General features: G+C 71.7%; 11 protein-coding genes and 1 pseudogene. 8 read left to right on the top strand and 4 right to left on the bottom strand.

What is annotated here, in order from left to right; translation table 11 throughout:
- Positions 1-66 precede the first annotated feature (66 nt).
- From ACZ52C_RS08050 to ACZ52C_RS08035, 4 genes are all read left to right on the top strand, one after another.
- Positions 67-1,416 (top strand): glycoside hydrolase family 10 protein, encoded by a 1,350-nt coding sequence (locus tag ACZ52C_RS08050; RefSeq protein ID WP_469073933.1) that lies wholly within the window; start codon positions 67-69, stop codon positions 1,414-1,416.
- Positions 1,417-1,523: 107 nt separating this feature from the next.
- A complete protein-coding gene (locus ACZ52C_RS08045) occupies positions 1,524-2,621 on the top strand; it encodes an LCP family protein (RefSeq protein WP_469074178.1) in 1,098 nt (365 codons plus the stop codon).
- 145 nt (positions 2,622-2,766) lie between these two features.
- Positions 2,767-3,123, top strand: a complete 357-nt coding sequence (locus ACZ52C_RS08040; protein WP_045559489.1) for a YciI family protein — start codon at positions 2,767-2,769, stop codon at positions 3,121-3,123.
- Between the two features lie 71 nt (positions 3,124-3,194).
- Positions 3,195-4,454, top strand: coding sequence for an RNA polymerase sigma factor (locus ACZ52C_RS08035; RefSeq protein WP_469073932.1), 1,260 nt, complete (start codon positions 3,195-3,197; stop codon positions 4,452-4,454).
- Between the two features lie 225 nt (positions 4,455-4,679).
- Here the strand turns inward: ACZ52C_RS08035 and ACZ52C_RS08030 are convergent, their stop codons facing one another.
- Entirely contained in the window at positions 4,680-5,876 is a 1,197-nt protein-coding gene (locus ACZ52C_RS08030; RefSeq protein WP_469073931.1) for a class I SAM-dependent methyltransferase, read from the bottom strand.
- A 129-nt stretch (positions 5,877-6,005) separates the two neighbouring features.
- Here ACZ52C_RS08030 and ACZ52C_RS08025 point away from each other — a divergent pair, with 129 nt between their 5' ends.
- From ACZ52C_RS08025 to groL, 4 genes are all read left to right on the top strand, one after another.
- Entirely contained in the window at positions 6,006-7,103 is a 1,098-nt protein-coding gene (locus tag ACZ52C_RS08025; protein ID WP_469073930.1) for a polysaccharide deacetylase family protein, read from the top strand.
- Between the two features lie 161 nt (positions 7,104-7,264).
- Complete coding sequence (locus tag ACZ52C_RS08020; protein ID WP_469074177.1) at positions 7,265-8,143, top strand: polysaccharide deacetylase family protein; 879 nt, start codon at positions 7,265-7,267, stop codon at positions 8,141-8,143.
- A gap of 193 nt (positions 8,144-8,336) precedes the next feature.
- Complete coding sequence (gene groES / locus ACZ52C_RS08015) at positions 8,337-8,645, top strand: co-chaperone GroES (RefSeq protein WP_033527131.1); 309 nt, start codon at positions 8,337-8,339, stop codon at positions 8,643-8,645.
- A 128-nt stretch (positions 8,646-8,773) separates the two neighbouring features.
- Entirely contained in the window at positions 8,774-10,402 is a 1,629-nt protein-coding gene (gene groL / locus ACZ52C_RS08010; RefSeq protein ID WP_469073929.1) for a chaperonin GroEL, read from the top strand.
- Between the two features lie 113 nt (positions 10,403-10,515).
- Here the strand turns inward: groL and ACZ52C_RS08005 are convergent, their stop codons facing one another.
- The 3 genes and pseudogenes from ACZ52C_RS08005 to ACZ52C_RS07995 form a co-directional block, all read right to left on the bottom strand.
- Positions 10,516-11,223, bottom strand: a complete 708-nt coding sequence (locus ACZ52C_RS08005; protein WP_469073928.1) for an ester cyclase — start codon at positions 11,221-11,223, stop codon at positions 10,516-10,518.
- A 94-nt stretch (positions 11,224-11,317) separates the two neighbouring features.
- Positions 11,318-12,091 carry an SDR family NAD(P)-dependent oxidoreductase gene (locus tag ACZ52C_RS08000; RefSeq protein ID WP_469073927.1) on the bottom strand — a complete coding sequence of 258 codons (774 nt, stop codon included), beginning with the start codon at positions 12,089-12,091 and terminating at the stop codon, positions 11,318-11,320.
- 135 nt (positions 12,092-12,226) lie between these two features.
- Positions 12,227-12,451 (bottom strand): annotated as a pseudogene (locus ACZ52C_RS07995) (MOSC domain-containing protein); the annotation flags it as partial.
- Between the last annotated feature and the right edge of the window lie 118 nt (positions 12,452-12,569).

Genomic DNA, 12,569 nt, shown 5'->3' with positions numbered 1-12,569 from the left:
ACATCCCCCTCCACACTCCTCCGCAGTCAATCGGTTGCACCACCGAAACTTTCGGAGGCACCCGCAATGAGACCCTCCCTGAGCAGCCTGCTCACCGGCGTGGCCACCGTCGCCGCCCTGCTGCTCGCGGCCCCCACCGCCCACGCCGCCGACCCGCCCCTGCGCGACCTCGCCACCGCCAAGGGCAAGGCCCTCGGCACGGCGGTGACCGGCTCGAAACTCACCGGCACCTACGGCGACATCGCGGGCCGCGAGTTCAACTGGCTCACCCCCGGCAACGCCATGAAATGGGGCTCGGTCGAGCCCACCCGGGGCACCTTCAACTGGACCGAGGCCGACCAGATCGTCGACTTCGCCGAGGCCCACGACCAGGACGTACGCGGCCACACCCTGGTCTGGCACAGCCAGAACCCGAGCTGGCTGACCAACGGCACCTGGACGCCCGCCCAGCTCAGCACCCTCATGAAGGACCACATCGCACTCGAAGTCGGCCGCTACAAGGGCCGGCTGGCCGCCTGGGACGTGGTGAACGAACCCTTCAACGAGGACGGCACCTACCGCCAGACGCTCTGGTACGACGGCCTCGGCGCCGACTACATCGCCCAGGCCCTGACCGCCGCCCGCGCCGCCGACCCGGCCGCCAAGCTCTACATCAACGACTACAACGTCGAGGGCGTCAACGCGAAGAGCACCGCCCTGTACAACCTGGTCAGGGACCTGAAGGCGCGCGGCGTCCCGATCGACGGAGTGGGGTTGCAGGCCCACCTGATCCTCGGTCAGGTCCCCGCGACGCTCCAGCAGAACATCCAGCGCTTCGCCGACCTGGGCGTGGACGTCGCCATCACCGAACTCGACATCCGTATGCAACTGCCGCCCACAGCGGCCAAGTTGGCGCAGCAGCGCACCGAGTACGACGCCGTCGTGAAGGCCTGCGTCGCCGTGACCCGCTGCACCGGCGTGACGGTCTGGGGCTTCACCGACTCCGACTCCTGGATCCCGGACACGTTCCCCGGCCAGGGCGCGGCGACGCCGTACGACGAGAACTACGTGCCGAAACCCGCGTACTACGGCATCGCCACCGGCCTCGGCGGGACGGGCACGACACCCCCGCCGACGACGGACGGCTGCGCGGCCTCGTACAGCGTCGCGAACCAGTGGAACACCGGCTTCACCGGCAACGTGACCATCAGCTGCGCACCCGGCTCCTCGCTCTCCTCCTGGCGGGTCGCCTGGACCTTCGGGGCGGGACAGCAGGTCGGCCAGGCCTGGAACGCGAGCTGCGCACAGACCGGCACGGCGGTCAGCTGCTCCAACGTCTCCTGGAACGGGAGCGTGCCGAGCGGCGGATCGGTGACCTTCGGCTTCAACGGGACCTGGAGCGGGAGCAACCCGGTGCCCACGGTGACGCTGGGCTGAGAGTGGCTGAAGAAGACCGCCGAAGACGGCAGAGGGCTGAGAAGTCTGAGAATTTCCGAAGGAAAGGCGGCATGTGGTTCTGCCCGTAACAATTCGGACGTAAGTTCCTGTGTGTGAAGGGTGAAGAAAGCGCGTTCGGGGACGGCATCGGGGACCCGGGCGGGCGGCGCCGTCGGCTGAGGATCGCCGGGTGTCTGCTCGCCGGGGTCCTCGTGGTCGGTGCGGGCGGGGCGGGTTGGGCGTTCTGGCGGCTGAACCACAACATCGAGAGCGTCGACATCGACGCCGCCCTCGGCGACAACCGCCCCGCGAAGATCCGTTCCTCCCCGGAGCCGTCCACGCCGGATCCGTCCGCGCCGGATCCGTCCGCGTCGGCCACCGCCGAGGCCCTGCCGAGCGGCGCCCTGAACATCCTCGTCCTCGGCTCCGACTCCCGCAGCGGCAAGGAGAACGCGAAACTCGGCGGCGGCGACGAGGGCGCGGGGGCCCGCTCGGACACGGCGATGGTCGTCCACATCGACGAGGGCCGCACCGGGGCGACGGTCGTCAGCATCCCCCGCGACACCCTGGTCACCCGCCCGTCCTGCCCGCTGGAGTCGGGCGGTTCGACGGCGGTGGCGTACAACGTGATGTTCAACAGCGCGTACGCGGTCGGCGGCCCGGTCTGCGCGGTCAAGACCGTCGAGTCGATGACGGACGTCCGCATGGACCACTACATCGAGATCGACTTCTCCGGCTTCGCCAAGCTCGTCGACGCGCTCGGCGGCGTCACGGTCACCACGGACGAGGACATCGACGACGAGGACAGCCATCTGAGCCTGCGGGCCGGCACCCACCACCTGGACGGCGAGCAGGCCCTCGCCCTGGCCCGCACCCGGCACGGCATCGGCGACGGCAGCGACCTCGGCCGCATCGGCCTCCAGCAGAAACTGGTCAAGGCCCTCCTGGACCAGATCTCCTCGACCGACCTGCTGACCAACCCCGCCCGGCTCTACCGTGCCGCCGACGCGATCACCGGAAGCCTGACGACGGACACCGGCCTGGACTCCCTCACCGAACTGACCGGGCTGGGCGAGAGCGTGCGGGGTCTGTCCTCCGCCGCCACGCGGACCGTGATGATGCCGGTGGTCACGGCCCCGTACGACAGGAACCGGGTGGTGGCCGACGAACCGGAGGCGAGCCGGCTGTGGGAGTCGCTGCGGTAGCGGCCGCGGCGGCAGGGCAGCGGGGCCGGCGGCCGGGAAAGTTTTTTGAAGAAGTTCGTCGGCCGTGTCGATCCGGGGTGCGGCCGTTCGACGCATGGGTGAGAGTCGGGGACAGGCCCCGCCCGCCGATGCCGTAGGAGTCACCATGCCGCGCTATCTGTCGCTCGTTCAGATCGACGAGAAGACCGCCCCCGCCGAGGGCCCCAGCCCCGAGCTGATGCAGCGGATGGGCGAGCTGCTGGAGGAGATCACCAAGGCGGGGGTCATGCTCGACACCGCCGGACTGACGCCGACCGCGCAGGGGACGCGGGTGCGCTGGGAGGGCGGGAAGATCTCCGTGACGGACGGGCCGTTCACCGAGTCCAAGGAGGTCGTCGGCGGCTACGCGCTGATGCAGTGCAAGGACATGGCCGAGGCGATCGAGTGGACCAAGCGGTTCCTGAAGGTGCACGAGGAGCACTGGACCGTCACGTGCGAGGTGCGGGAGATCATGGAGGGCTGAGCCCGCCTGGCGAGGCCCGCCTGGCGAGGCCGCTTTCCGGGCGTCGGAGCCGTCGTGTCTGATGGTGGGCTGTGACCTCACAGCCCACCACAGACCTGGACACGGCCGTCGAGACCGTCTTCCGGATCGAGTCGCCCAGAGTCATCGCCGGTGTCGCACGGATCGTGCGGGACGTCGGGATCGCGGAGGAACTGGCGCAGGACGCGCTGGTCGCCGCGCTGGAGCAGTGGCCGAGGGACGGGGTCCCGGACAACCCGGGGGCCTGGCTCATGACGACCGCCAGGCACCGGGCGATCGACCTCGTGCGCCGCCGGGAGCGGTACGCGCGCAAGCTCGCCGAGGTGGGGCGGGACCTGGAGGCGGCGGGACCGTACCTCGACCAGCCGTCCGACCCGGACGACATCGACGACGACCTGCTCCGCCTGGTCTTCACCGCCTGCCACCCGGTGCTGTCCGCCGAGGCCCGCATCGCCCTCACCCTGCGCCTGCTCGGCGGCCTGACCACCACCGAGATCGCCCGCGCCTTCCTGACCCCCGAGCCGACGATCGCCCAGCGCATCGTCCGCGCCAAGCGCACGCTGGCCACGAAGAACGTCGCCTTCGAGGTGCCCTACGGCCCCGACCGCGAGGCCCGCCTCGACTCCGTCCTCGAAGTCATCTACCTGATCTTCAACGAGGGGTACGCGGCCACCGCAGGCGACGACCTGCTGCGCCCCGCGCTCTGCGAGGACGCCCTGCGACTGGCCCGCGTCCTGGCCCAGTTGATGCCCGAGGAGCCCGAGGTGCACGGCCTGATGGCCCTGCTGGAGCTACAGGAGTCGCGGGCGGCCGGCCGTACGGGGCCCGCCGGGGAGCCGGTCCTGTTGCGGGACCAGGACCGCCGCCGCTGGAACCGCCTGCTCATCGCCCGGGGCTTCACCGCCCTCGGCCGCGCCACGGCCGCCGCGCACGGCGCCCCGGGCCCGTACGCCCTCCAGGCGGCCATCGCCGCGTGCCACGCCCAGGCGTACACCTACGAGGAGACGGACTGGCCGAGGATCGCCACCCTGTACGGCCTGCTGGCGGCCCGCGCCCCGTCCCCCGTGGTCGAACTGAACCGCGCGGTCGCCGTCTCCATGGCCGAGGGCCCCGCCCCCGCCCTGGAGATCGTCGACGCCCTCGCCACCGAACCGGCGCTGCGCGACTACCACTTGCTCCCCAGCGTCCGCGGCGACCTCCTCCACCGCCTGGGCCGCACGGAGGAGGCCCGCGCGGAGTTCCTACGCGCGGCCGACCTGACCCGCAACGAGCGCGAGCGAGCGCTGATGCTGGCGCGTGCGCAGGGGGAGTGAAGGGGCGGACGGAAAGGCGCCATTGCGAGGCGGGTGAGGGCGGCCGGGAGGCATGGGGACGAGCAGGGTGACCGCGTGGCCGGTGACGGCGGTGGGCGGACGGGTGCCGACCGCTCCTTGCGGCACTGCCGCATTCCTGGGCCTGCCGGGACCCCTGGCGGAGTCGGCACCCCGCGCGGAGTCGGCACCCCGCGCGGAGCCGGCACGGCCCGCGCCGCCGGGCCCCTACGCCGGGTGGCCGATCAGCATCGTCGGGGCTCCGGCTACGCGGGTCAGGAAGACCGTCGCCGCGTTGCGGCCCTGGGGCTTGACCTTCTTGCGCAGTTCCTCCGGCTCCACGGCCGAACCGCGTTTCTTCACGGTGAGGATGCCGACCTCGCGCTCCCGCAGCAGGGCCTTCAGCTTCTTCACGTTGAAGGGCAGCTGGTCGGTGATCTCGTACGCCGCCGCGTACGGGGTGACGTGGTGCTCGTCGGCGGTGACGTAGGCGATCGTGGGGTCGATCAGCCCGCCCGCCAGTTCCTCGGCGACCTCGGCGACCAGATGCGCGCGGATCACGGCGCCGTCCGGCTCGTACAGGTACCGGCCCACCGGACGGACCGGGGGGTCCGGCAGCATCGTGTCGGGCGTGGCCCGCACCCCCGCCCCGGCGGGCAGCAGCATCGCCCGCCGCGCCCCCGGCGTCCCGTTCGCGCGGAACCAGAGCACGGCCTCCTTCACGTCCCCGCCGTCCGAGATCCACTCGGCCTCGGCCTCCGGCGGGATCGCCTCGTGCGGGATGCCGGGCGCGATCTTCAGCGCCCCCAGCGGGGCCTTCAGCGCGGCCGACACGGCCCAGGACAGGGGCGGGGAGTAGGCCTCCGGGTCGAAGATCCGGCCGCGCTTGGAGGAGCGCCGGGCGGGGTCGACGAACACGGCGTCGTACCCGGCCGTGTCCACCTCCGTCACATCCGCCTCGCGCACCTCGATCAGTTCGGCGAGCCCGAGCGCGTCGGCGTTGGCGCGGGCCACCGCCACGGTCAGCGGGTCGCGGTCCACGGCCAGCACCCGGATCCCGGCCCGCGCGAACGCGATCGCGTCCCCGCCGATCCCGCAGCACAGATCGGCGACCGACCCCACGCCCAGCGCCCCGAAACACTCGGCCCGGTACGTCGCCACGCTCGCCCTTGTCGACTGCTCGACCCCGTTCGGCGTGAAGAACATCCGCCCCGCGTCCGCCGCGCCGAACTTCGCCACCGCCCGCTGCCGCAGCCGGGCCTGCGCCAGCGCAGCCGAGACCAGTTCCGCCGGGTGGTCGCGGCGCAGCCGGGTCGCCACGGCCAGCTCCCGCGCCGGCTCGGTGTCGCGCACCTCGTCGAGGAGGGCGCGGCCCTCGGGGGTGAGGAGGGGGGTGAGGAAGGTGGCGGGGTCCAGGTCGTTCACCGGGCCATTGTCGGTCAGGGGGGCGGGGCGGAGGCCAGGGGGAGGGGTGTGGGCCAGTCGGTGGATGGTCGGCGGACGGCGGCGGTGTCGGGGTGGTGGAGGCGGGCGGCCCTGCGAGGATGCGGCGCCATGCGATTCGTACGACAAAATGATCTAAACCGTGTCATCTGGGTGACCCTCCGGAGCCGTAGGGGGAGTCGCCGGGGGCGTCGCGGGAGTCGCGGGGGGAGCGGTGGCGTCCTGGGTGTCGTCGCCGTGCTCGCCGCGGCGGCCGTCGCGTCCGGGTGCGCCGGAGGCGGTGTCGAGGAGGCCGCGGAGCGGGGCTCCTCCGGGCAGCGGGGCGCCGCCGAGGCCGGGGCGGCCGCCGGGACCGCCGAACCCGCCCACGGCCAGCAGCGCGGGCGGCACGGGCGGCGTGGCGCGCCCGAGCAGGGCGGTCGGCGGCAGCCCGACGCGCCCGCCGCCCGCGCCCTCGACGCGTACGCCGGGAAAGTGCGCCGCGCGCACGCCGCGCGGGTCGCCGCCGCGAAGCGCTGGGGGCTCGCGAAGGTGCCACTGAGCGCGCCCGCGCCGCCGGTCGAGAAGCCGGAACTCACCACCCGCAAGGGATTCGAGGTCGACGGCCATGCCGAGGACGGCCTCCCCCCGGTCTTCACCACCGTCCCCACCCGTCACAAGGTCGTCTTCCTCACCATCGACGACGGCGCCGAGAAGGACCCCGCGTTCCTGCGGATGATGACCGACCTGCGGATCCCGTACACCGCCTTCCTCAGCGACTACCTGATCAAGGAGGACTACGGCTACTTCGAGCGGATGCGGGACCGTGGCGCCGCCCTCCACAACCACACCCTCCACCACCGCCATCTGCCCGCGCTCTCCTACGCCGCCCAGAAGCGCGAGATCTGCGGGATGCAGGACGTGATCGAGAAGCGGTACGGGACCCGGCCGACCCTCTTCCGGCCGCCCTACGGCAGCTACGACCGGGACACCCTCCGGGCCGCCGAGAGCTGCGGCGTCGAGGCCGTCCCCCTCTGGAACGAGGAGGTCTTCGTCGACCGCTGGGACTACCGCGAGTCGGACCGCGCACTCCGGCCCGGCGACATCGTCCTCAGCCACTTCCGGGGCACGTCCGACTGGAAGGGCACCATGCCGGACATGATCCGCCGCTTCCTGAACCTGGTCACCGCCGAGGGATACGCGGTGGCGAGGCTGGAGGACTACCTGTGAGGGCCGACGGGGAGGCCGGGCGAGGGCCACACCGAAGGACGCACCGGGGAGCACGCGTCCCACCGGCCCGCCCGCCGGCGGCCCGCACGCCAGTGCCCTCCAGGCCGACGGCCCGTACGCCTGCGGCCCGTACGCCTGCGGCCCGTACGCCAGTGGCCTGCCTGTCGGCGGCCCGTAGGTCGGCGGCCCGCACCCTGGTCGCCCTCACGGCCCTCGCCGCACTGCTCCTCACCGGCTGCGCGACCGCCCCCACCGCGACCGCCCCCACCACCCCCCACTCCGGCGTGCACGCCCCCGCGCGCCCCCACCCGCACGCCTCCGTGCCCCCGCACGCCTCCGTGCCCCCGCACGCCTCCGTGCCCCCGCACCGCCGCTGGGGCCTCCCCACCCCCCTCGCCCCCGCGCCCGTGCACCCCGATCGCCGCCCCCTGCCCCGCGCGGCCGGGGCGGGACCCCTGCCCGTCGTCGATCGTGTCCCCACCCGCGACAAGGTCGTCTTCCTGACGTACGACGACGGGGCCGAGCGGGACCCCCGGTTCGTCGACATGGTGCGGGAGCTGCGGCTGCCGGTGAGCATGTTCCTGACGGACAGCGTCGGGGGCCCGGGATACGGCCACTTCGCGCGGCTGCGGGCCGTCGGCGCGACCGTGCAGAACCACACGCTCGACCACACCGCCCTGCGCGGCCTGCCGTACGCCGGACAGCGCGCCGAGATCTGCGGCCAGCAGAACAAGCTCAGGCAGCGCTTCGGCGTCCGGCCGACCCTCTTCCGCCCGCCCTACGGCGTCTACGACACCACCACGCTCCGCGCCGCCGCCGACTGCGGCCTCTCCGCCCTCGTGCTGTGGCGCGCGGCCATGCAGATCCACGACCTCCGCTACGCCGTCGGCGACCGCCTCCGCCCGGGCGACATCGTCCTCGCCGGATTCCGGGGCCCGGACCAGCTGAAGGGCATCACACTCACGGAGATGACGAGCCGGCTGCTGCGCCGTGTCCAGGAGCAGGGACTGACGGTCGGCCGCCTGGAGGACTACCTCTGACGCCCCGCCGCAACCCGCTCGATTAGCAGTCCGCTTGACCGAGTGCTAATCGCGGTCATAGTCTCAGGTCTGGCACTCCCCCCTGGAGAGTGCCAACAACGCGACGGGCAGGTCCGGCACCCGCGACGACGGATCCACCTGGTCGCCACCTCAGACAGTCAACCCCGTGATCTCCGAAGGGGGAGGTCGGATCGTGACGACCACCAGCTCCAAGGTTGCCATCAAGCCGCTCGAGGACCGCATCGTGGTCCAGCCGCTCGACGCCGAGCAGACCACCGCCTCTGGCCTGGTCATCCCGGACACCGCGAAGGAGAAGCCCCAGGAGGGCGTCGTCCTCGCCGTGGGTCCGGGCCGCTTCGAGGACGGCCAGCGGCTGCCGCTCGACGTCTCCGTCGGCGACATCGTGCTGTACAGCAAGTACGGCGGCACCGAGGTGAAGTACAACGGCGAGGAGTACCTCGTCCTCTCGGCTCGCGACGTGCTCGCGATCGTCGAGAAGTAGTTCACCCGCTTCCTCACCGAAGCACCTTGCTTTTGAGCTGCGCCCTTGGCCCCCGCGACCACTAATCAGCCGGGCGTCGGGGGCGCAGTTCGTTTCACCCACGTTTCCGAGAGGGCTGAACCGCTCCCATGGCGAAGATCCTGAAGTTCGACGAGGACGCCCGTCGCGCCCTCGAGCGCGGCGTCAACAAGCTTGCCGACACGGTCAAGGTGACGATCGGCCCCAAGGGCCGCAACGTCGTCATCGACAAGAAGTTCGGCGCCCCCACCATCACCAACGACGGCGTGACCATCGCCCGCGAGGTCGAGGTCGAGGACCCGTACGAGAACCTCGGCGCCCAGCTGGTGAAGGAGGTGGCGACCAAGACCAACGACATCGCGGGTGACGGCACCACCACCGCCACCGTGCTCGCCCAGGCGCTGGTGCGCGAGGGCCTGAAGAACGTCGCCGCCGGTGCCTCCCCGGCCGCCCTGAAGAAGGGCATCGACGCCGCGGTCAAGGCCGTGTCCGAGGAGCTCCTCGCGACCGCCCGCCCGATCGACGAGAAGTCCGACATCGCCGCCGTCGCCGGTCTGTCCGCCCAGGACGCCCAGGTCGGCGAGCTCATCGCCGAGGCGATGGACAAGGTCGGCAAGGACGGTGTCATCACCGTCGAGGAGTCCAACACCTTCGGTCTGGAGCTGGACTTCACCGAGGGCATGGCCTTCGACAAGGGCTACCTGTCGCCGTACTTCGTCACGGACCAGGAGCGTATGGAGGCCGTCCTCGACGACCCGTACATCCTCATCCACCAGGGCAAGATCGGCGCCATCGCCGACCTGCTGCCGCTGCTGGAGAAGGTCATCCAGGCCAACGCCTCGAAGCCGCTGCTGATCATCGCCGAGGACGTCGAGGGCGAGGCCCTGTCGACCCTGGTCGTCAACAAGATCCGCGGCACCTTCAACGCGGTCGCCGTCAAGGCCCCCGGCTTCGGCGACCGCCGCAAGGCGATGCTCCAGGACATGGCGACGCTGACCGGCGCCGAGGTCATCTCCGAGGAGGTCGGCCTCAAGCTCGACCAGGTCGGTCTCGACGTGCTCGGCTCCGCCCGCCGCGTCACCGTCACCAAGGACGACACCACGATCGTCGACGGCGCCGGTGACTCCGGTGCCGTGCAGGGCCGCGTCGCCCAGATCAAGGCCGAGATCGAGAACACGGACTCCGACTGGGACCGCGAGAAGCTCCAGGAGCGCCTCGCGAAGCTGGCCGGCGGCGTCTGCGTCATCAAGGTCGGCGCCGCCACCGAGGTGGAGCTGAAGGAGAAGAAGCACCGTCTGGAGGACGCCATCTCCGCGACCCGCGCCGCGGTCGAGGAGGGCATCGTCTCCGGTGGTGGCTCCGCGCTCGTCCACGCCGTGAAGGTCCTGGAGGGCAACCTCGGCAAGACCGGCGACGAGGCCACGGGTGTCGCGGTCGTCCGCAAGGCCGCCGTCGAGCCGCTGCGCTGGATCGCCGAGAACGCCGGCCTGGAGGGCTACGTCATCACCTCCAAGGTCGCCGAGCTCGACAAGGGCCAGGGCTTCAACGCCGCCACCGGCGAGTACGGCGACCTGGTCAAGTCCGGCGTCATCGACCCGGTCAAGGTCACCCGCTCCGCCCTGGAGAACGCCGCCTCCATCGCCTCCCTCCTGCTCACGACCGAGACCCTGGTCGTCGAGAAGAAGGAAGAGGAGCCGGCCGACGCGGGCCACGGCCACGGTCACAGCCACTCCCACTGACGTACGACGTCGGTAAGCCGTAGGCGAAGGCCCGGCACCCCTGCGAGGGGTGCCGGGCCTCCCGCGTCACCACCCCCGCTGCCCCGGGCCGCGCCTCCAGGTGGCTGAGCCGGTCACTTCTCCAGGTCGTCGAGCGCGCCCAACTGCCCCATCAGACCGAGCCGGTCGTACTCCCACCAGCCCTCGGTGATCTTCCCGTCGGGAGCGCAGCGGTGAATGACCGTGCCCGTCATCCGGACCGACCGCCCCGTGGCCGCGATCCCGAGGAAGTCCCCCTTGTGGGTCGCCTCCCAGGTCCACCGGGTGCACACCCGGTCACCCTGCGCGATCTGGTCCTCCACGGTGAACGCGAAGTCGAAGCCGCGCCGCCACTCCTCACAGGTCCGCCGGAACGCGTCCATCCCGATGGCGTCGGGCTCCCCGGAGGGCACGTGATCGTGGTAGTCCTCCGCGAGCAGATCGTCCAGCGGCGGCAGTTCGCCCTTCGTGGCGATGGTCGTGAGGAACCGCCGGGCGGTGGCCGCGTACAACTGCTCGTCGCGCACCACGTCCAGATCCGTGAACGTGGGCATCTCCTCGCACAGCGCCACCATCTCCTGGAAGATCCGCTCCGTCTCCGGCAGCCCGGAGTTGCGCATCGCCTCCTCGTACGACGGGAACTCCACGATCTCCACGAAGTGCGACCCGTCCGAGCGGTCCTTCCCGATCACGCTGTGCGTCGCGGTCCGCTTACCCCTGGTCTGCTCCACCCAGGTGTCCATCAGCTGGTTCATCTCGTCGAACCGGCTGGTCCTGCAGTCGATGAGCTGCACGAATGTCATGACACACCGCCTCCCGACCCCCCTGGGTCCGGATGAACAGCTCCCATTGTCCCGCCGGGCCGCCGCGCTCACCCGCTGGACCGTTCCGGCGCCCCTACTGCGGCCCGTACTTCCGTCCCGTCTTCGAGCTGATCCCGCCCAGCAGCCCGCGCGGCACCACCTTCACCACGCCCATCAGGGCCTTGTACCGGGGGTCCGGGATCGAGACGGTCCGGCCCCGGGAGAGGTCGGCGAGGGCGGCGGTGACGAGCTTGTCGGCGTCGAGCCACATCCAGGAGGGGATGTTGTCGGTGCCCATGCCGGCCCGCTCGTGGAACTCGGTCCGGACGAAGCCGGGGCACAGGGCCATCAGCCGCACCCCGGTGCCTGCCAGATCGCGCGCGGCCCCCTGGGAGAACTGCACGACCCACGCCTTCGACGCCCCGTACGTGCCGCGTGGCACGAAGGCCGCGACCGAGGCCACGTTCACCACACCGCCCCGGCCGCGCTCGCGCATGCCCTCGGTGGCCGCGGAGGTGAGGCGCAGGACCGCCTCGCAGTGCACCTTGAGCATCCGCAGCTCGTCGGCCATGGAGACGTCGAGGTAACGGCCCTTGTTGCCGAAGCCGGCGTTGTTGACCAGCAGGTCGACCGGGTTCTTGCGGTCCGCCAGTCGCCGGGCCACCGACTCGATGCCGTCGTCCGTCGCGAGGTCCGCCGTCAGCACCTCCGCCTCGATGCCGTGCCGGTCGTGCAACTCGGTGGCCTGCTCCCGCAGCCGCTTGGTGTCACGCGCCACCAGCACCAGGTTGTGCCCGTCCGCCGCCAGCCGCCGCGCGAAGGCGGCACCGATCCCCGCGGTCGATCCCGTAATCAGAGCCGTTGTCATGGCGCAAGCGTAGTGACCGGGACTGTGCGGGTCCGCTTGCTCCACCGCACGTTCACCAGCGACTTCGCCGACGCCCCGGCGAACACCCGCACCCCCGTGGCACCTTCACCGGCACCCCGTCTCGCACCGGCCCCGTCACCCCTGCGCCGCCACGTACTTCCGCGCCACCTCCAGCACGCCGGATGCAGTGCCTCACCCGCCGCCAACAGCCGCGGCAGCAGCTCGTGTTCGGTCATCGTGGCGCGGAAGGTCAGGGCCCACGGTGATGTCGTGGTCCGGGCGGTGGACGATCTCGACCGGGGCGCCCGCACCGATCTCGCCCGGCCGGATCACCCGCAGATACGCGCCGGGCGCACCCTGGAACAGCTTGAGTCGCTCAGAGGCGGCTCGCGGCGACTCCCTCGTCCTTCGGGACGTGTGGCAGCGGGGCGCAGTCAATCGCCCCAGCGCGGCTTGCCGCACCGGACGCAGGGAACCA

It is taken from the genome of Streptomyces sp. NPDC034049 (assembly GCF_055575575.1).
Note: the sequence above shows the minus strand (reverse complement) of the source record. Positions and strands in the feature narration are given on the sequence as shown.